At 69.4% G+C, this 18,766-nt stretch carries 17 protein-coding genes, 1 tRNA gene and 1 pseudogene; 6 read left to right on the top strand and 13 right to left on the bottom strand.

Translation table 11 applies throughout. The features are described 5' to 3' along the window. On the top strand, positions 1–192 hold a 192-nt coding region (locus J7I97_RS00005; RefSeq protein WP_214930220.1), incomplete at its 5' end, for a transposase. Between the two features lie 174 nt (positions 193–366). Here the strand turns inward: J7I97_RS00005 and J7I97_RS00010 are convergent. Next, entirely contained in the window at positions 367–906 is a 540-nt protein-coding gene (locus J7I97_RS00010) for an alpha/beta hydrolase (protein WP_214930221.1), read from the bottom strand. On the opposite strand from J7I97_RS00010, the gene J7I97_RS00015 reads away from it, so the two are divergent. Further along, on the top strand, positions 889–1,473 hold the full coding sequence (locus J7I97_RS00015; RefSeq protein ID WP_214930222.1) for a TetR/AcrR family transcriptional regulator: 585 nt from the start codon (positions 889–891) through the stop codon (positions 1,471–1,473). The two genes, J7I97_RS00010 and J7I97_RS00015, sit on opposite strands and share 18 nt — an antisense overlap. Before the next feature lie 4 nt (positions 1,474–1,477). Here the strand turns inward: J7I97_RS00015 and J7I97_RS00020 are convergent, their stop codons facing one another. The 3 genes from J7I97_RS00020 to J7I97_RS00030 form a co-directional block, all read right to left on the bottom strand. Beyond that, a complete protein-coding gene (locus J7I97_RS00020) occupies positions 1,478–1,729 on the bottom strand; it encodes an EF-hand domain-containing protein (RefSeq protein WP_214930223.1) in 252 nt (83 codons plus the stop codon). 80 nt (positions 1,730–1,809) lie between these two features. Continuing rightward, entirely contained in the window at positions 1,810–2,586 is a 777-nt protein-coding gene (locus tag J7I97_RS00025) for a helix-turn-helix domain-containing protein (protein WP_214930224.1), read from the bottom strand. Positions 2,587–2,670: 84 nt separating this feature from the next. After that, positions 2,671–2,753, bottom strand: a tRNA-Leu gene (locus J7I97_RS00030). 93 nt (positions 2,754–2,846) lie between these two features. Between J7I97_RS00030 and J7I97_RS00035 the strand changes: the two genes are divergently transcribed. Further along, positions 2,847–3,500, top strand: a complete 654-nt coding sequence (locus J7I97_RS00035) for an ANTAR domain-containing response regulator (RefSeq protein WP_214930225.1) — start codon at positions 2,847–2,849, stop codon at positions 3,498–3,500. A 60-nt stretch (positions 3,501–3,560) separates the two neighbouring features. Here J7I97_RS00035 and J7I97_RS00040 read toward each other — a convergent pair whose 3' ends face one another. The 8 genes from J7I97_RS00040 to J7I97_RS00075 form a co-directional block, all read right to left on the bottom strand. Continuing rightward, on the bottom strand, positions 3,561–4,277 hold the full coding sequence (locus J7I97_RS00040) for an ABC transporter ATP-binding protein (protein WP_214930226.1): 717 nt from the start codon (positions 4,275–4,277) through the stop codon (positions 3,561–3,563). Next, positions 4,274–5,347 carry an ABC transporter ATP-binding protein gene (locus J7I97_RS00045; protein ID WP_214930227.1) on the bottom strand — a complete coding sequence of 358 codons (1,074 nt, stop codon included), beginning with the start codon at positions 5,345–5,347 and terminating at the stop codon, positions 4,274–4,276. The genes J7I97_RS00040 and J7I97_RS00045 overlap by 4 nt, the downstream gene beginning before the upstream one ends. A gap of 5 nt (positions 5,348–5,352) precedes the next feature. Then, a complete protein-coding gene (locus tag J7I97_RS00050) occupies positions 5,353–7,083 on the bottom strand; it encodes a branched-chain amino acid ABC transporter permease (protein ID WP_214930228.1) in 1,731 nt (576 codons plus the stop codon). A 5-nt stretch (positions 7,084–7,088) separates the two neighbouring features. Continuing rightward, positions 7,089–8,021 carry a branched-chain amino acid ABC transporter permease gene (locus J7I97_RS00055; RefSeq protein ID WP_214930229.1) on the bottom strand — a complete coding sequence of 311 codons (933 nt, stop codon included), beginning with the start codon at positions 8,019–8,021 and terminating at the stop codon, positions 7,089–7,091. Between the two features lie 105 nt (positions 8,022–8,126). Continuing rightward, a complete protein-coding gene (locus tag J7I97_RS00060) occupies positions 8,127–9,362 on the bottom strand; it encodes a branched-chain amino acid ABC transporter substrate-binding protein (RefSeq protein WP_214930230.1) in 1,236 nt (411 codons plus the stop codon). A gap of 542 nt (positions 9,363–9,904) precedes the next feature. Continuing rightward, complete coding sequence (locus tag J7I97_RS00065; RefSeq protein ID WP_251058339.1) at positions 9,905–10,306, bottom strand: hypothetical protein; 402 nt, start codon at positions 10,304–10,306, stop codon at positions 9,905–9,907. A 316-nt stretch (positions 10,307–10,622) separates the two neighbouring features. Beyond that, positions 10,623–11,105 (bottom strand): PaaI family thioesterase, encoded by a 483-nt coding sequence (locus tag J7I97_RS00070; protein ID WP_214930232.1) that lies wholly within the window; start codon positions 11,103–11,105, stop codon positions 10,623–10,625. Between the two features lie 54 nt (positions 11,106–11,159). Then, positions 11,160–13,448, bottom strand: a complete 2,289-nt coding sequence (locus J7I97_RS00075) for an FdhF/YdeP family oxidoreductase (protein WP_214930298.1) — start codon at positions 13,446–13,448, stop codon at positions 11,160–11,162. Positions 13,449–13,625: 177 nt separating this feature from the next. Between J7I97_RS00075 and polA the strand changes: the two genes are divergently transcribed. Then, entirely contained in the window at positions 13,626–16,346 is a 2,721-nt protein-coding gene (gene polA / locus J7I97_RS00080) for a DNA polymerase I (RefSeq protein ID WP_214930233.1), read from the top strand. Positions 16,347–16,373: 27 nt separating this feature from the next. Here the strand turns inward: polA and J7I97_RS00085 are convergent, their stop codons facing one another. Beyond that, entirely contained in the window at positions 16,374–17,264 is an 891-nt protein-coding gene (locus J7I97_RS00085; RefSeq protein ID WP_214930234.1) for a DUF4184 family protein, read from the bottom strand. A 196-nt stretch (positions 17,265–17,460) separates the two neighbouring features. Here J7I97_RS00085 and J7I97_RS00090 point away from each other — a divergent pair. Further along, positions 17,461–18,525, top strand: a pseudogene (locus J7I97_RS00090) (lytic transglycosylase domain-containing protein); the annotation flags it as partial. An 88-nt stretch (positions 18,526–18,613) separates the two neighbouring features. Continuing rightward, entirely contained in the window at positions 18,614–18,754 is a 141-nt protein-coding gene (locus J7I97_RS00095) for an SPW_0924 family protein (RefSeq protein WP_214930236.1), read from the top strand. Positions 18,755–18,766: the final 12 nt, after the last annotated feature.

Raw genomic sequence — 18,766 nt, forward strand, 5'->3', positions numbered from 1 at the left:
CCCTACAGCCGCCGCAAAGCCATCGTCGAACCCGTCTTCGGACAGATCATGACCTGCCAGAACGGCCGCCAACTCCTCCTGCGCGGCGAAGACGGCGCCCGCGGCGAATGGCGGCTGCTGGCCGCCTGCCACAACTTCCGCAAGATCTTCCGACACGCCAGGACCACCGGACTCACAGCAGCGACCGGCTGAACGGCACGGTCGTGGGCCCCTCACCCATCCCGGGGACCAGGAGACCCCAGCCCGGGGACCAGGAGACCCCAGCCTCGGGCCAGCCGACACCGGCCGGGCAACCGTGACCGATTCCGCCGACCCCGACCGCCCGGCCACTCGCCCGTTACTGACCCACGCTCCTAGCCGCCGCCGCTACAGCACCTCACGTATAAGACGCACCGCGTCGGGCAGCTCCAGCTGGCTCCCACCCGTACTCGGGAAGTGCCCGCCCGACGCGGTCACCCGCGCCGCCGCCCCCAGCTCCGTCACAAACCGCATGATGTGCTCCGGGGTCCTCCCCCCGGTCACCGGGTCATCGGCCGCATGCAGCACCCGGAACTCCCGCGCCGCACCACGGATCCTCGCCCAGTCGAAGCCCGGCGAGAAGAACGGCGCCAACGCCTCATACCCCACATCGGCATTCATCGACGCCACGAACACCACCCCCGCGAAGGCCCCCTCGGCCACGGTGTCGTGCTCCTCCAGAAGCCGCAGCACATTCATCCCGCCCAGACTGTGACCCACCAGCACGGTCTCGCCGGCCCGCGCTCCCTCCGTCTCGGCCCGCAGCTCCTTCAGCCATGCGCCCGCGTCCGGCGCGAACGGCTCCGGGAAGTCCGGCACCCGCACCTCATGCCCCTCGGCGGCAAGCTCCTCGGCCACGGAGGGGTACCAGTGCTCCCCACCGCTCATGCCGTACCCGTGCGCGAGGACGCCCACCACTCCGTCCTCGAAGCAACCGCCGCCCTCCTCGTGGAACACGGCTACGGCGCCCTCACCATCGAAGGGGTCGCCAAACGCGCCAACGTCGCCAAGAGCACCGTCTACCGCTGGTGGAAATCCAAACCCGCCCTCGTCATGGACGCCTACGCCCACGAAACGGCCACCCGCGTCCCCCAGCCCGACACCGGCACCCTCCCCGGCGACCTCACCGCCTTCGTCACGGACCTCTACCGCATCGGCGGCGACCCCGTCCGCACCAAAGCCCTCACCGGCCTCATGGCCGAAGCCCAGCTCGACCCCGCCTTCGCCGAACCCTTCCGCGCCTGGGTACACACCCGCCGCGAACTCGTCACGACCCTCCTCACCCGCGCCATCACCCGCGAGGAGATCCCGGCCGACACCGACCTCGACCACGCCACAGACCTGGTCTTCGGCCCCTTCTGGTACCGCCTCCTGATCGCCCACGCCCCCCTCGACCCGGCCGACGCCGAAGCCCACGTCACCACCATCCTGGGCGGCCTCACGCGCCACGCATGACGGACTACCAGCCGAACCGCCGGTCGACGACAGCCGCGAACTCCTCGAACGTCAGAACCTCGTCGCCGTTCGCGTCCGCCGCATCGAACAACGCCGACGACGCGTCTACGTCCCCCACGGCCCAGAACGGCAGAACCCCCTGGGCAGCGAGCGTCGGCCCCTTCGACCGCAGAGCCGTGATCACCTCGACGCGGGTCAGCTGACCGTCCTCGTTCAGATCCAGCGCGTCGAACAGCTTCCGGGCCTTCTCACTCATCACACAGTCCCCTTCATCGCGTGCCTCGACCTCAACTCGACTCTAGGGCCTACGGTCGCAGCAGGACGATCAAGGCCCGGTCAGTGCTTCGGCCCGATATGGGCGTCCATGAGCGCCACGGAGCCCTTCCGGGCGACGGAGACGTTGAACGGATCGCTGCCCCTGGCCAGGATCGTCCACTGGATGCCGACCTTGGTGAGCGTGTCCGTACACAGCTTCCGGATGTCGTCCGACTTGTTGGTGAAGAAGTACCGGGGGTACTCGTACCGCTTCCCGTTCCGCACGGTCCAGTTGGTGATCCGACACCCGTCGGAGTGGATCAGCCCCCGGAGGAACTCCCAGGGGTACACGTCGACGATCACCTGCTGCCAGCCTTCGAGGGTGATGGGCCGCTCGTGCTTCCTGCCCGGCCCATGCTGCGGGAACAAGCATTCAAGGTGCTTCGAGTACACCTTGACGTTGTGGCAGCCAACCTTGCGCACCCGACATACCTGGTTGAACGGGAACACGCGCTGCATCGCTTGTTCGGCGGAGTCCATAAGACCGGGCCATTTGTCATCGCAGGTGATCATGAGGTTCGGGACGCGGTGGCGCGAGTACTGACTTATGTGGCCGTCGCCCAGATACAAGCCGAGCAGATAGGCGTAAGCCTGCGTGTCCAAGGTGCTGCCGTCGCAGCGTGGGCAATCCGGATTGTGGGCTCCGGGGCATTCTCCGCGTTTCGCGCGGTCCACGTGCTTCCAGTAGCCGATCGTGCCGAGTGGCACGTTCAGGCGCCGGGCCACGTCCGCGTTCCGCGTACCGTCGCGCAGTAGGGAGAGGGCCGCCTGGCGCACTTCGAGGCTGTGAAACTCCATGTCGCTACTGTGTGTGATGCGTGATGGCCTTGCGTAGCAAAAAGCGAACGTTCACGCGAAGGTGAACGTCCGCTTTTCGGACAGTGCCGGGTGCGGGACTCGAACCCGCAAGCCCTCACGGGCAGATGTGTTTGAGACATCCGTGTATGCCATTCCACCAACCCGGCTGGGTCGCATGTCGGAGTGTACCGGGTGACCATGCGGCAGCGCTGCTAGGTAGGCTCATCCAAGCAGCACAGCCCCGCAACGAGGAGCCACCCGTGACCGCCGAGCACGAGTCGACGCCCACGCCCGACGCCGACCAGTCGCACGTTCCGCCGCTGACGACCCGCGTCGTCATCGCCGAGGACGAGGCGCTCATCCGCCTGGACCTGAAAGAGATGCTGGAGGAGGAGGGGTACTCCGTCGTCGGTGAGGCCGGGGACGGCCAGACGGCCGTCGAGCTGGCCCGCGAGCACCGCCCGGACCTCGTCATCCTCGATGTGAAGATGCCCGTCCTGGACGGGATCTCCGCCGCCGAGAAGATCGCGGAGGAGTCCATCGCCCCCGTGCTGATGCTGACCGCTTTCTCGCAGCGCGACCTCGTCGAGCGCGCCCGCGACGCCGGTGCCATGGCGTACCTGGTGAAGCCGTTCAGCAAGAGCGATGTCGTGCCGGCCATCGAGATGGCGGTGTCCCGCTTCGCCGAGCTGAAGGCGCTGGAGAAGGAGGTCGCCGACCTTTCCCTCCGGCTGGAGACCCGCAAGCTCGTCGACCGGGCCAAGAGCATTCTGCAGACGCAGTACGGGCTGAGTGAGCCGGCCGCGTTCCGGTGGATCCAGAAGACCTCCATGGACCGCCGTATGTCCATGCAGCAGGTCGCCGAGGCGGTCATCGAGGACGCCGAGGAGAAGAAGCAGAACGCCGCCCAGTAGGCGCGGACATGCGTGAGGCCCGCCTCCCCCCGAGGGGAGGCGGGCCTCACACGATTTTTGTCAGTCCTCGCCGAGGTAGGCCTTGCGGACGTCCTCGTTGTGGAGGAGTTCCTGGCCGCTGCCGGAGAGCACGATCTTGCCGATCTCCATCACGTGGGCCTGGTCGGCCAGCGAGAGCGCGGCCTGGGCGTTCTGCTCGACGAGCAGGATGGTGGTGCCCGTGGCCTTGAGCTCGGCGATGGTCGCCATGATCTTCTGCATCATGAGCGGGGAGAGGCCCATGGAGGGCTCGTCCAGCATGAGCAGCTTGGGCTGGGACATGAGCGCGCGGCCCATGGCGAGCATCTGCTGTTCGCCGCCTGAGAGGGTGCCGGCGGCCTGCTTGCGACGTTCGCCCAGGATGGGGAAGAGGTCGTAGGCGCGCTGGATGTCCTTCTCGATGCCCTCTTTGTCGGAGCGCAGGAAGGCGCCGAGCTGGAGGTTTTCGGCGATCGTCAGCCGGGGGAAGATGTGGCGTCCCTCGGGGGAGTGGGCGAGGCCCAGGGAGACGATCTTGTGGGCGGGTACCTGGGCGAGGGGCTTGCCGTCGAAGGTGATGGTGCCCCCGGCGGGCTTGAGGAGCCCGGAGAGGGTGCGCAGGGTGGTCGTCTTGCCGGCGCCGTTGGTGCCGACGAGGGTGACGATCTGGCCTTCTTCGACGCTGAAGGAGATTCCCTTGACGGCTTCGATCTTGCCGTAGGCGACCTTGAGGTCGTTGACCTCGAGCAGTGCGGTCACTTGGCGTCTCCTTCCGTGCTGGTGGTGCCGGTGGTGCCGGTGGTGCTGTCTTCGTCCGGGGTGGCTTCGGCTGTGGCTTCGGCCGCCTCCGGGGTGGCCTCGGCTGTGGCTTCGGCCGCCTCGGGGGTGTTGTCCGTGGTGGCTTCGACGGTGGCCTCGACCGGGGCTTCGGCAGTGGCCTCGGCCGTGTCGTCCGCGGTGGTTTCCGCGGCGGCTTCGGCGGCTTCCACTTCGGCGACCTCGGCGGCGCCCGGGTCGCCTTCGAAGGGTTCGCCGAGGTAGGCGGCGATGACGCGGTCGTCGCCCTGGACTTCGGCTGCGGTGCCTTCGATGAGCTTTTCGCCCTGGACGAGGCAGGCGACGCGGTCGCAGAGGTTGAAGATGAAGCGCATGTCGTGCTCGATGACGAGTACGGCGATGCCCATGTCGCGGATGGCGAAGATGAGTTCTTCGGCCGCGCGGGTTTCCTGCGGGTTCATGCCGGCGGTGGGCTCGTCGAGGAGCAGCAGGCCGGGGTCGCTCGCGAGGGCGCGGGCGATTTCGAGCTTGCGCTGTTCGCCGTAGGGGAGGTTCTTGGCGAGGTGTCCGGCCTTGTGCTGCAGGCCGATGAACTCGAGGAGTTCCATGGCGCGGGCTTCGGAGGCGGCTTCGGCGCGCTTGAAGCCGGGGCCGCGCAGGAGGGCCGACCAGAGGCCTTCCTTGGTCCGGGTGTGGCGTCCGACGAGGACGTTTTCCAGGACCGTCATGTTGGAGAAGAGGCGGATGTTCTGGAAGGTGCGGGCGATGCCGGCCTTGGTGACGAGGTGGGGCTTGGGCGGCAGGACGGTGCCCTTGTAGGCGACGGTTCCCTCGGTGGGGATGTACAGCCCGGTGAGGCAGTTGAAGAAGGTGGTCTTGCCGGCGCCGTTGGGGCCGATGAGGCCGACGATTTCGCCTGCGTTGACTTTGAGGTCGACGGAGCGGACGGCGGTGAGGCCGCCGAAGCGCATGGTGACGCCGCTGGCTTCGAGGACGGTTTCGCCGGCCGGGGTGGCGGCGGCGGGGGTGGTGTTTTCGGTGGTGGTCGTCATGTTGTTCACGCACCAGCCTTGGCGGTGGCCAGGTCCGTGGGGGCCTGGTCAGCGGTGTCGTCGTGGTACTCCAGCTGCGCGCGCTTGTTGGCGATGAGGCCTTCGGGGCGGAAGCGCATGAGGAGGATGAGGGCGATGCCGAAGCCGAGGAGCTGGTAGTCCTGGAGGAATGACAGCTTGGCGGGGATGAGGAAGAGGAGTGCGGCGCCGAGCAGGGGTCCGCGGATGGTTCCCATGCCGCCGAGGATGACGGCGGCGAGGAGGAATGCGGAGTTCGGGGGCACGGGGCCGGCGAACTGGTACATCTCGGGGACCACGGTGTGCTGGACGTGTGCTTGGACGGTGCCGGCGAGGCCGGCGAGGGTGGCGCCGAGGGCGAAGGCGATGAGCTTGACGCGGAAGCCGTTGATGCCCATGGCGGTGGCGGCGGTCTCGTCTTCGCGGATGGCGACCCAGGCGCGTCCGATGCGGCTGCTGCCTGCGCGGCTGAAGACGATGACGACGAGGGCCATCGCGAGCAGCATGAGCAGGTAGTAGTTGGCGTAGGCGCCGAGTTCGATGCCTGCGACGGTGTGGGCCTGGCCGAAGTTCCAGCCGAAGAGTTCGAGGTCGGGGATGTTGGTGACGCCGTTGGGCCCGTTGGTGATCTTGGGTCCTGAGGTGCCGTCGAGGTTGCCCATGGCGATGCGGAAGATTTCTCCGAAGCCGAGGGTGACGATGGCGAGGTAGTCGCCGCGCAGGCGCAGGGTGGGTGCGCCGATGACGACGCCGAAGATCAGTGAGGCGAGGGCGCCGGCGAGGACTGCGGCCCAGAAGGGGAAGTGCACGTGGAAGGCGGAGGATGCGCTTCCGGAGACGAGGGCCGCGGTGTAGGCGCCGACGCCGAGGAAGGCGACGTAGCCGAGGTCGAGGAGGCCGGCGAGGCCGACGACGACGTTGAGGCCGAGTGCGACGGTCGCGAAGATGAGGATGTTGACCGCGATCAGGGTGTAGGTGTCGCCGCCCTGCTGGGTGAGCGGGAAGGCGAGTGCTGCGACGAACCCGGCGATGACGGTGATCTGCCGGTTGTTCGCGGTGATCGCGGAGAGGCGCTCGGAGAGGCCGGACTTCATGATCGCGGTGGTGGCGAACGCGACGAGGATCAGGTACGCGGTGAAGAGCTGCGGTTCCTTGTCGTCGGTGTCGATGCCGAAGGTGATCACGTAGAGGCCGACGGCGAAGACGGCGGTGATGATCAGGATTTCGGCCCAGGAGGGCAGCTTCTTCGCGGGTGCGGCCTTGCGGGTGTCGTCGGGGAGCTTGTACGCGGCGAGGGCCGGGATGGCTGCTCCGACGACGGCGATGGCTGCGCCGGGTTCGAGGTGGACGACTCCGCCGAGGACCCAGGCGATGGAGCCCGCGGTGTAGAGGGTGGTGGCGAAGGTGCCGAGGGCGAGGAGCCACAGCGCCTTGCGTGCGCCGGCGGGGGTGAGCCAGCCGAGGCCCTTGATGCCGAGGGCGGAGAGCGCGTACAGGGCGGTGAGGACGGCGCCGACCAGCGTGAGGAGCTGGAGGGGGGCGGGGTTGCCGTAGATGGTGAGGTCGCCGGGGAACGCTGTGGTGTAGGTCCAGGCGAAGAAGGTGCTGATGACGGCGATGAGGCTGCCGCCGATGATCGTGTAGAGCAGGGCGGTGCGGGAGGGCCCGGCGGTGTTGGTGGCCGCGAGGGTTTCCACGGTGGTGGCTTCGTTGGTCATGGTTCTCACGCCCGATCCGCGACGCGTTCGCCGAGTAGGCCTTGTGGTCGTACGAGTAGGACGACGATGAGGAGTACGAAGGCCCAGACGTTGGACCAGGCTCCGCCGCCGAGCTGCTGCATGCCGGGGATGTGCTCGATGTAGGCGATCGAGAGGGCTTCGGCGAGGCCGAGGACGATGCCGCCGACCATGGCGCCGTAGATGTTGCCGATGCCGCCGAGGACGGCTGCGGTGAAGGCCTTGAGGCCGAGGATGAAGCCCATTTCGAAGCCGATCTGGCCTCGGTCGAGTCCGTAGCAGACGGCGGCGACGGCGGCGAACGCGGCACCGATGGCGAAGGCCAGGGTGATGATGCGGTCGGTGTTGATGCCCATCAGCTTGGCGGTGTCGGGGTCCTGCGCGGTGGCCTGCATGGCGCGGCCGCTGCGGCTCTTGGAGACGAAGAGGCCGAGGGCGAGCATGCACATGGGGGCGACGACGAGGACGAAGGCGTCGGCGCGCTGGATCTGCAGGTTCTCGGTGATCTTGAACGCTTCGCCGGTGAACTCGGGGAAGCTGCGCTTGTCCTTGGCGTTGGGGTACCAGGCCCAGATGATCTGCTGGAGCGCGATCGAGAGGCCGATTGCGGTGATCAGCGGCGCGAGGCGGGGGGCGCTGCGCAGTGGGCGGTACGCAAAGCGTTCTGCGGCGGTTGCGACGGCTACGGAGGCGATTGCGCCACCGACAATCATGAGCGGGATCGCCACCAGGAGGGACGTTCCGCTGGGGAGCGCCATGTAGGTGGTGAGGGCGCCGAAGCCCCCGATCATGAATATCTCGCCGTGGGCGAAGTTGATGAGCTGGACGATGCCGTAGACCATGGTGTACCCGATGGCGACGAGGCCATAAAGGGCACCGAGGGCAAGGCCGTTGGCCAGCTGTTGCGGCAGTTCGTGCACCGCAGGGCCTCCGATGAGCGTGTCGGATGTGACTCCGCGCGAGGGCGCTGTTTGCGCCCTCGCGCGGGCTGGTTCATTTGGTGTGGATCAGGTGGAGCGGGGCGACTACTGGTTGAAGGTGTCGCTCTTGACGTCGACCCACTTGCCGCCCTCGACCTTGTAGACCGTGAGCTGCTTGTTGGTGGTGTCGCCGTACTCGTCGAAGGCGACCTTGCCGGTCACACCTTCGAAGGAGACCTTGTTGAGGGCCTCGACGACCTTGGCGCGGGCGTCGGTGGGGAGCTTGCCACCGTTGGCGGCGACGACGGTCTTGACGGCCTGGATGACGGCCCAGCCGGCGTCGTAGGAGTAGCCGCCGTAGGCCGCGTACGGGTCCTTGTAGCCACCGGCCTTGTAGTCCTCGATGAACTTCTTGGCGGTGTCGAGCTTCTCGACGGGGTAGCCGATGGAGGTGGAGAGGTCGCCCTCGTTGGCCTCGCCGGAGGCGGTGATGAAGGCGGGGTCCTGGATGCCGTCGCCGCCCATGAGCGGGACGTTGGCGCCGGCCTTCTTGATCTGGTCGGCGAGGAGGCCGCCCTCGGGGTACTGGCCGCCGAAGTAGACGGAGTCGGCGCCGGTGGACTTGACCTTGTCGGCGGTGGAGGAGAAGTCGGTCTCCTTCACGGTGACGTGGTCGGTGCCGGCGATCTCGCCGCCGAGCTTCTTGAACTCGTCGGAGAAGATCGCGGCGAGGCCGGCGCCGTAGGTCTGCTTGTCGTCGACGACGAAGACCTTCTTCTTGCCGGCGTCCTTGAAGAGGTACTGGGCGGCGAACTTGCCCTGGACCACGTCGGTGGCGGCGGTGCGGAAGTAGGTCTTGAAGGGGCGCTTGAACTCGCCCTTGCCCCAGTTGTCGCCCTGGCTGAGCGAGGGGTTGGTGTTGGCGGGGGAGACCTGCGCCAGGTTGGCGGAGGCGAAGACGCCCTGCATGGACTGGGAGACGCCGGAGTTCAGCGGGCCGACGACGCCGATGACGTCCTTGTTGCCGACGAGCTTGGTGGCGTTGGCCTGGCCGGAGGCGGGAACGGCCTGGTCGTCAAGGCCTTCGACCTTGAACTCGATGCCCGGGACCTCGTTGTTCTTGTTGGCCGTTTTGGCCGCGAGGTCGACGGAGTTCTTGATGCCCTGACCGAGCGCCGAGAGCGAGCCGGTGAGGGGGGCGTCCACGCCGATGACGACGACGGTCTTCGCGCCGTCGGACTTGTCCCCGGTCTTCGCCTCATCGCGCGATCCGCAGGCGGTGAGGGTCAGTGCTCCCGTGGTGATCACGGTGGTGAGGACGAGCAAAGAACGGTGTCGCACGATTCTTCCTTTCCCTGGCGCGGCCCCCTCATCTGAGGTGCCGATTGGTCGCCGGGCCGCACTGGGAGGTCCACGGCCGTGCTGGGTTGCGCCCTGCGGCGCGGTGACTGGCCGTGACTCTAGGCCCGAGGTGGCGAATGCGGGGAGCGGGGAAAGGAGGATGTGACGCTCTTGTTATGCCGAGGCCAAGAATGTGTGGCCTTAGTACGGACAGATCGGGCTTTTGGTGACGCCGGGGGGTGACCACATGCTGAGAATTCCCCGTTCCTCTAAGGGGCTTGAGGGCCTCATGGTCCTGTCATTGATCAAATCGGGCCGAATGTCGCAGGGTGTGTCCGAAAGGATCCGGCGCGTGGCATTCCGCAGGGGAAAAGAGGGGATTACGTAGGGCGTGGGCATTACGGAGCGTAATGGAACTCCTTGATCCACTTGGCTTGAGTCGATCTTTGTTCAGAGCCCAAAGGGCCCGCGACCTGCGATTCGGCCATACGAGCCAGGTGCCCGGAAGCCGGACAGCGTGCGCGGGAATCCGGTCACCCGGGTCAGGTCGGCGGACGCCAGTTCTCGGAGCTCCAGGTGGCGCCGTTCCGCTCGGCGCAGCGCTGCGCCACGAACCGGTCGATCAGCTCAAGTGCCTTGTCCCGTCCGGCAGTTCGCTCCTCGGCGCGGCCGGCGGCGACCGCTTCCTCGTGGATCTCGTACTGCTCGTTGGAGAGGCCCTTCTGCTCCCAGTCGAGACCGGACCATTTGGTGCCCTTGAGCGTCTCCTTGGCCCAGTAGGACACCAGACTTGTACAGATCTGTGCCGGAGAGGACGGGCTGGGTGCGGGGGTTGGGGCAGTGGGCGCGGCTTGGGGGGCGGAAGGGGCGCATCCGGACAAGGCGAGCGCCGCGAGGAGGGCGGCGGCGCCGTACCGGCCCGCAGTGCGTGGCGTGGTCCCCATGAGGGGACGGTAGGCCGTCACCATCGGTGACACAACAGCCCTGGGCGGAAAGTGTCCGGACTGGCGGATTCCGGGCGGTTGCCGGTCCGTCCGGGTCCGGAACGGGCGCAGGTCTGGAGCTGGCGCAGGTCTGGAACGGGCACAGATCTGGAGCGGGGCAGGTCTGGCAGCGGCACAGATCTGGAGCGCGGCAGGTCTGGCAGCGGGCGCAGGTCTGGAACCGCGCAGGCCCGGACCCCGCCTGATGGGGGGATCCGGGCCTGCGGGGGCGCACGGGGGCCTGGACTCGGGCCGGTGAAGGCCGGCAGGCCGGGGCTCAGGCCTGCGCGGCGCTCCCCGCGGCCGGGTCGACGTCGCGCAGCAGGCAGGTCAGGCGGGCGCTGCAGACGCGCTTGTCCTGCTCGTCGCTGATCACGATGTCGAAGGTGGCGGTGGAGCGGCCCCGGTGTACGGGGGTGGCGACGCCGGTGACCAGGCCGGAGCGGGCGCCCCGGTGGTGGGTGCAGTTCAGGTCCACGCCGACGGCGATCTTGTTTATGCCGCCGTGCATCATCGCGCCGATGGAACCGAGGGTTTCGGCCAGGACGGCGGAGGCCCCGCCGTGCAGCAGGCCGTAGGGCTGGGTGTTGCCCTTGACCGGCATGGTGCCGACGACCCGCTCGGCCGAGGCCTCCAGGATGCGGATGTCCATCCGTTCGCCGAGGTCGCCCGCCGAGAACAGCGCGGGCAGGTCGATGCCCAGGGCCGCGTACTCGTCGAGGACCTCCTGCGGGAACTTCACTGCGTGCTGCTCGCCCATGGGCCGGCTCCGTTCGTCAACGCTCGTTAACCATCTTGTCCTGAGGTCGTTCTATCAGGCCGGTTCGAAGCGCACGACGACGGACTTGCTCGCCGGGGTATTGCTGGTGTCGGCGGTGGAGTCGAGGGGGACCAGCACGTTGGTCTCCGGGTAGTAGGCGGCGGCGCAGCCGCGCGCGGTCGGGTAGTGCACGACGCGGAAGCCGGGGGCGCGCCGCTCCACGCCGTCCTTCCACTCGCTGACCAGGTCGGTGTACGCGCCGTCGGCCAGCCCCAGCTCCGCCGCGTCGAGCGGGTTGACCATGACGACGCGGCGGCCGCCGGTGATCCCGCGGTAGCGGTCGTCGAGGCCGTAGATCGTGGTGTTGTACTGGTCGTGGCTGCGCAGGGTCTGCAGGAGGAGCCGCCCCTCGGGGACCTTGGGGTACTCGACGGGCGCGGCGGTGAAGTTCGCCTTGCCGGTCTTGGTGGGGAAGCGGCGCTCGTCGCGCGGGGCGTGCGGGAGCTGGAATCCGCCGGGGCGGGCCACGCGGGTGTTGAAGTCCTCGAAGCCGGGGATCACGCGGGAGATCCGGTCGCGGATGGCGGAGTAGTCGCGCTCGAACTCCTCCCACGGGGTGGCGGAGGCCTTGCCGAGGACGGCGCGGGCCAGGCGGGCCACGATCGCGGGCTCGGAGAGCAGGTGCGGGGAGGCGGGGGCGAGGTTGCCGCGGGAGGCGTGGACCATGCCCATGGAGTCCTCGACGGTCACGAACTGTGCTGTGCCCTTTTTACCGAGAGCCGAGGCCTGCACGTCCTTGTCGGTGCGGCCGAGGGTGGGCAGGATCAGGGCGCGCCGGCCGGTGACCGCGTGGGAGCGGTTGAGCTTGGTGGAGACGTGCACGGTCAGGGAGGCCCGGCGGATCGCGGCCTCGGTGACCTCGGTGTCGGGGGTGGCGCCGACGAAGTTGCCGCCCATGGCGAAGAGGACCTTGGCCTCGCCGTCGCGCAGGGCCTGGATGGAGCGGACCACGTCGTAGCCGTGCTCGCGGGGCGAGGTGATGCCGAATTCCTTGTCGAGGGCGTCGAGGAAGGCGGGCGCCGGGCGCTCGAAGATCCCCATGGTGCGGTCGCCCTGGACGTTGGAGTGGCCGCGGACGGGGCAGACGCCGGCGCCGGGGCGGCCGATGTTGCCGCGCAGCAGCAGGAGGTTGACGACCTCGCGGATGGTGGCGACGGCGTGCTTGTGCTGGGTGAGGCCCATGGCCCAGCAGACGATGGTGCGCTCGGAGGCCAGGATCATGGCCAGGGCGCGTTCGATCTCGGGGCGGGTCAGGCCGGTCGCGGTGAGGGTTTCGGCCCAGTCGGCTTCCTTGGCGGCGGCCGCGAACTCCTCGTATCCGTGGGTGTGCTCGCGGATGAACTCCTCGTCGGTGGCGCCGCCGGCCTCGATGACCAGCTTGTTGAGGAGGCGGAAGAGGGCCTGGTCGCCGCCGATGCGGATCTGCAGGAACAGGTCGTTGAGGGCGGTGCCCTTGACCATGCCGAGGGGGGTCTGCGGGTTCTTGAACCGCTCCATGCCGGCCTCGGGCAGCGGATTCACCGAGATGATCTTCGCGCCGGCGGACTTGGCCTGTTCCAGGGCGGAGAGCATGCGCGGGTGGTTGGTGCCGGGGTTCTGCCCGGCGACGATGATCAGGTCGGCCTGGTGGAGGTCTTCGAGGGAGACGCTGCCCTTGCCGATGCCGATGGTCTCGTTCAGCGCGGAGCCCGAGGACTCGTGGCACATGTTGGAGCAGTCGGGCAGGTTGTTGGTGCCGAACTCGCGGGCGAAGAGCTGGAAGAGGAACGCGGCCTCGTTGCTGGTGCGGCCCGAGGTGTAGAAGAGGGCCTCGTCGGGGGAGCCGAGGGCGGTCAGCTCCTGCGCGATGATCTCGAAGGCGCGCTGCCAGGTGACGGCCTCGTACCGGTCGGCGCCCTCGGCGAGGTACATCGGTTCGGTGATCCGGCCCTGCTGGCCCAGCCAGTACCCGGAGCGGCCGGCGAGGTCGTCGAGCGGGTGGGCGGCGAAGAACTCCGGGGTGACCCGGCGCAGCGTGGCCTCCTCCGCGACGGCCTTGGCGCCGTTCTCGCAGAATTCGGCGGTGTGCCGCTTGTCGCCCTCGGGCCAGGCGCAGCCCGGGCAGTCGAAGCCGTTCTTCTGGTTGACCTTGAGGAGGGTGCGGGCGGTACGGGCCAGGCCCATCTGCTGCTGCGCGACCTTCAGGGTGTGCCCGATCGCGGGCAGGCCGGCGGCCGCGTGCTTGGGGGGCGCGACCTGCGGCGCGTCCTGTACCGGATCACCTGCGGGCGGCTTGGCGGCCATGGCGCTCCCCTTCGAGCTTGCGAGCAGTGCGGCCTCGTTGCCGCGCGACTGCGTGTGCATGTGTGCATGTGTGCGTGTGTGTGCGTACACCTCCGATCCTGTCACGCCCCGCGGACATCGCCGACGCCGGATTTGGCCGGTCCGTAATTGTCAGTGGGGCCGCCTAGGATCGGGGGCGTGGCAGATTCAGCATCGAAGAAGACCGACCAGACGACCGCAGCGGCCCGCCCCCGCCTGATGCTCATGGACGGGCACTCCCTGGCGTACCGGGCGTTCTTCGCGCTGCCCGCGGAGAACTTCACGACCGCGAGCGGCCAGCCGACCAACGCCATCTACGGCTTCGCGTCGATGCTGGCGAACACGCTGCGCGACGAGGCGCCCACGCACTTCGCGGTGGCGTTCGACGTGTCCCGCAAGACGTGGCGCTCCACGGAGTTCCCCGAGTACAAGGCGAACCGCTCCAAGACCCCCGACGAGTTCAAGGGGCAGGTCGAGCTGATCGGCGAGCTGCTCGACGCGATGAGCGTGCCCCGGTTCGCGGTCGACGGCTTCGAGGCCGACGACGTGATCGCGACGCTGGCCACGCAGGCGGAGGCGCTCGGCTTCGATGTGCTGATCGTCACCGGCGACCGTGACTCCTTCCAGCTGGTGTCCGAGCACACCACCGTGCTGTACCCGACGAAGGGTGTCTCCGAGCTGACCCGGTTCACCCCGGAGAAGGTGGAGGAGAAGTACGGTCTCACCCCGCAGCAGTACCCGGACTTCGCGGCGCTGCGCGGCGACCCGTCCGACAACCTGCCGGGCATCCCGGGCGTCGGCGAGAAGACCGCCGCCAAGTGGATTACGCAGTTCGGGTCGTTCGCGGAGCTGGTGGAGCGTGCCGAGGAGGTCAAGGGCAAGGCCGGGCAGAACTTCCGGGACCACCTGGAGGCCGTGAAGCTCAACCGGGTCCTGACCGAGATGGTCAAGGACGTGGAGCTGTCCAAGAGCCCGGCCGACCTGGTCCGGGCGCCGTACGACCGCTCGGCCGTCAAGGGTGTCCTCGACGTCCTGGAGATCCGCAACCCCTCGCTGCGTGAGCGGCTGCTGGCCGTGGACCCGGGCGCGGCCGAGGAGGAGGTCCCGGCCCCGGTGGCCGGCGTGGAGCTGGACGCGACGGTGCTGGGCGCGGGCGAGCTGGCGCCGTGGCTGGAGAGCCACGCGGGCGGTCCGCTGGGCGTCTCCACCGTCGACAGCTGGGCGCTGGGCCAGGGCAATGTCAGCGAGATCGCGCTGGCCGCGGCCGGCGGGGCCGCCGCCTGGTTCGAGCCGGCCGAGCTGGACGAGGCGGACGAGCGGGCCTTCGCGGCCTGGGCCGCCGATGAGGCCAAGCCCAAGGTCGTGCACAACGCCAAGGGCCTGATGCGGGTCTTCCCGGAGCACGGCTGGACCCTGGCCGGCGTCTCCATGGACACTGCGCTCGCCGCCTACCTGGTCAAGCCGGGCCGCCGCTCCTTCGCGCTCGACGCGCTGTCCATGGAGTACCTGCACAGGGAGCTGGCGGCCCCCGCGGCCGACGGTCAGCTGGCCTTCGGCGCCGACGACGCGGCCGAGGCGGAGGCGCTGATGGCGCAGGCCCGCGCGGTGCTGGACCTCGGCGAGGCCTTCACCGGCAAGCTCGCCGAGGTGGGCGCCGCCGAGCTGCTGCACGACATGGAACTGCCCACCTCCGAGCTGCTGGCGCGGATGGAGCGGGCCGGCATCGCCGCCGACCGCGACCACCTGGAGGCCATGGAGCAGCAGTTCGCCGGAGCGGTGCAGCAGGCGGTGAAGGAGGCGCACGCGGCGGTCGGCCACGAGTTCAACCTCGGCTCGCCCAAGCAGCTCCAGGAGGTGTTCTTCGGCGAGCTCGACCTGCCGAAGACGAAGAAGACCAAGACCGGCTACACCACGGACGCGGACGCGCTGGCCTGGCTGGCCACGCAGACGGACCACGAACTGCCGGTGATCATGCTCCGCCACCGGGAGCAGGCCAAGCTGCGCGTCACCGTCGAGGGCCTGGTCAAGACGATCGCCGCCGACGGCCGGGTGCACACCAGCTTCAGCCAGACCGTCGCCGCGACCGGACGCCTGTCCTCCACCGACCCGAACCTGCAGAACGTGCCGGTGCGCACCGACGAGGGCCGGGCGATCCGCCGCGGCTTCGTCGTCGGCGAGGGCTACGAGTCCCTGATGACCGCCGACTACAGCCAGATCGAGTTGCGCGTCATGGCCCACCTCTCCGAGGACGAGGGCCTGATCGAGGCGTTCCTGTCCGGCGAGGACCTGCACACCACCGTCGCCTCCCAGGTGTTCGGGGTCGAACGGTCCGCCGTCGACGCCGAGATGCGGCGCAAGATCAAGGCGATGTCGTACGGTCTGGCGTACGGGCTGTCCGCCTTCGGTCTCGCCCAGCAGCTGAACATCGAGCCGGGCGAGGCGCGCGGCCTGATGGAGACGTTCTTCGAGCGGTTCGGCGGAGTACGGGACTACCTCCAGCGCGTGGTCGAGGAGGCCAGGGCCACCGGCTACACCGAGACGGTGCTCGGCCGCCGGCGGTACCTGCCCGACCTCAACAGCGACAACCGGCTGCGCCGCGAGGCCGCCGAGCGGATGGCGCTGAACGCGCCGATCCAGGGCACCGCCGCCGACATCGTCAAGGTCGCGATGCTGCGCGTGGACAAGGCGATCACCGAGGCGGGGCTGAAGTCGCGGATGCTGCTCCAGGTCCACGACGAAATCGTGCTGGAGATCGCCCCGGGCGAGCGGAAGAAGGCGGAGGAGCTGGTGCGCCGAGAGATGGCCGCCGCCGTCGATCTGCGGGCCCCGCTGGACGTGTCCGTCGGCGTCGGCTCCGACTGGGAGTCCGCCGCGCACTGAGCACAGCTCACCGCACGCCCGTCCCCGCTATGCGGTGGGGACGGGCGTCCGCGTTTCGCCGTCGGCGCCGTCCGCGTGGGCCCGGTCGCGGCGGCCGGGGCGGTCGGGGCGGTCGCTTCGGTGAAGGAGGCGTACGAGGACCCCGTACAGCAGCAGCGCCACGGCGAGGCCGCCGCCCGCGCCGAAGCAGACGGTCGGGATGATGTCGAGCGGGGTGCGGATCCGGTCGAAGAACGTGAAGAGGCGGACCACGCGCATCGTGACCCCTGCCGCCACGCACACCACCAGCAGAGCGACCGCGCACCAGAGTTCGCCGCGCCCGAGCACCGGCACGGACGCGGGGACGGGCGAGGCGGGCAGCCGGCGCAGGCCGGTCACCGTGAACCAGAGCAGGGCGCAGGCCGCGAGCGCCGAACTGCCGTACTGCAGATACGTGTAGAGGGGCAGGCCGAAGGCGAGCGGCTCCCCGAGCCCGGGCAGCGCGTTCGTGCCCCACCGGTCCAGGTGCGTGAAGCTGTCCCACACGACGTGCGTGAGGGAGCCGACGACCGCCGAGAGGTAGAACCAGACTGCGAGCGAAGACAGTTGACGGCGCTCGCGCCAGTGCTCGCCCCGGACGAAGGCGTGGACCCTGCCCCGCTGTCCGCGCGGCAGAAGCGCGATCAGCGGTTCGCGCAGCAGCAGCCACCACGCCGCGAGGGCGGCGGTCAGCGCGGCGTCCGCGGTGAGCACTCCCGGGATCGAGTGTGTGAAGGCGCCGTACCGCATGACACCCTCGACGACCGCGTCCAGGAAGTAGAAGGTGTCGGGCGCGAAGGAGCCCAGGACGAGCGCCGAGGCGACCAGCGGTCCCCGGGCGCGGCCGGTCCGGCGGACGGCCGGCAGTACGGCGGCCGCATGGCTGAGAGTGAACGGCATGGCACCTCTCCGGGTCTTGGGCAAGGGCTCGTCCGAGCGGGCCCTTACTTCGGGCCTTTGCGCCCCGAACGGTCCGGACAGTATGCGTGAGCTGCGCAGGGCGGGGGGAAGTGATGAATTCCGGGCCGCGATCCGTGCAGTGTGAAGGGAGCTGACGTAGGGTCACGCGGACGTCGAGGGGGAGGGGGCCCGGCTCATGGCGGCTCGATTCGGACAGAGGTTGCGCAGGGGCGGGACGGCCGCCCTGATCGCCGCGCTCGTGGTCGCCGCGGTGACCGCCTCCCAGGGCCCGGCGGGGGACCGGATATCCGCGGCCGGGGAAGGCGGCGGGCAGGCCGCGCCGCCGTCCTCGCCTTCGCCCGCCGGAGCCGGCGGGGACTCCGCCTACTTCACCGAACTCCCGCCCCTGGTGAGCCCCGAGCCGCCGGCGGTACTGCTGCCCGAGGAGGCGCCGCAGACCGAGCCGGTGCCGGTGCCGGCGGCGGTGCCGGTGCCGGTGGGGCGCAACGAGCCCGTGGCCATGGGCGGCGGGGAGGGCGCGCAGGGGATACCGGCGAGCGTGCTGGCCGCGTACCGGCGGGCGGAGGAGACGGTGGGGGAGAGCGACCCCGGGTGCGGGCTGCGCTGGCAGCTGCTCGCCGCGATCGGCAAGGTCGAGTCCGGGCAGGCACGCGGTGGCCGGGTGGACGCCGCCGGCACGACACTGCGGCCGATCCTGGGGCCCGTACTCGACGGCAACGGCTTCGCGAACATCCGGGACACGGACGGCGGGGCCTACGACGGCGACGCGGTGTACGACCGGGCCGTCGGGCCGATGCAGTTCATCCCGTCCACGTGGGCGGTGTGGGGCCAGGACGCGGACGGTGACGGCCGGCGCAACCCGAACAACGTGCACGACGCGGCCCTCGCCGCCGGGCGCTACCTGTGCGCGGGCAACCGGGACCTGCGGGTGAGCGTGGACCTGGACCGGGCCGTGCTGTCGTACAACCAGTCCGGGGAGTACCTGCGGACGGTGCGGTCCTGGTTCACGTCCTACCTGAGGGGGACGCACGAGGTACCGGACGGCGCGGGCCCGGGCGAACCGACGACGGCCCCCAAACCGAAGCCGACTCCCAAGCCGAAGCCGAAGCCGCAGCCAACTCCCAAGCCGACGCCGAGCCCGACCGCGACGCGTACCACGACACCGTCCGCGACGCCGACGGTGTCCCCCACACCCCCACCGTCCCCGGCACCCACACCGCCCCCCGGCCCGAGCCAGACCGAAACCCACTAGTCAAACGGTTCTTTTCTCACTCCCGCATTGCTACGGTGCCTCCGCCCTGACGCCCAATCAGATTCCGGAGGCCGGCATGCGCGCAATCCTCGCCGCCGCCAGCGGGCTCGTCCTCGCGGTGCTTCTCGTGCTCGCCATCACGGCGCTCGGGGCGCCAGAAGGCAAGACCTCGCCCAAGCCCCTGCTCACCACCGCGCCCCCCGCGCCCGGAAAGTAGAGGAGGCCCGGC

It is taken from the genome of Streptomyces sp. ISL-87 (assembly GCF_018614095.1).
GTDB lineage: Bacteria > Actinomycetota > Actinomycetes > Streptomycetales > Streptomycetaceae > Streptomyces.

Coding starts and splice junctions, on each gene's coding strand:
- J7I97_RS00045 (WP_214930227.1), bottom strand. CDS start 5,347: ATGACGACCACCACCGAAAACACCACCCCCGCCGCCGCCACCCCGGCC.
- J7I97_RS00025 (WP_214930224.1), bottom strand. CDS start 2,586: ATGGAGTTTCACAGCCTCGAAGTGCGCCAGGCGGCCCTCTCCCTACTG.
- J7I97_RS00075 (WP_214930298.1), bottom strand. CDS start 13,448: ATGGCCGCCAAGCCGCCCGCAGGTGATCCGGTACAGGACGCGCCGCAG.
- J7I97_RS00020 (WP_214930223.1), bottom strand. CDS start 1,729: ATGAGTGAGAAGGCCCGGAAGCTGTTCGACGCGCTGGATCTGAACGAG.
- J7I97_RS00010 (WP_214930221.1), bottom strand. CDS start 906: ATGAGCGGTGGGGAGCACTGGTACCCCTCCGTGGCCGAGGAGCTTGCC.
- J7I97_RS00085 (WP_214930234.1), bottom strand. CDS start 17,264: ATGCCGTTCACTCTCAGCCATGCGGCCGCCGTACTGCCGGCCGTCCGC.
- J7I97_RS00065 (WP_251058339.1), bottom strand. CDS start 10,306: ATGGGGACCACGCCACGCACTGCGGGCCGGTACGGCGCCGCCGCCCTC.
- J7I97_RS00050 (WP_214930228.1), bottom strand. CDS start 7,083: ATGACCAACGAAGCCACCACCGTGGAAACCCTCGCGGCCACCAACACC.
- J7I97_RS00070 (WP_214930232.1), bottom strand. CDS start 11,105: ATGGGCGAGCAGCACGCAGTGAAGTTCCCGCAGGAGGTCCTCGACGAG.
- J7I97_RS00095 (WP_214930236.1), top strand. CDS start 18,614: ATGCGCGCAATCCTCGCCGCCGCCAGCGGGCTCGTCCTCGCGGTGCTT.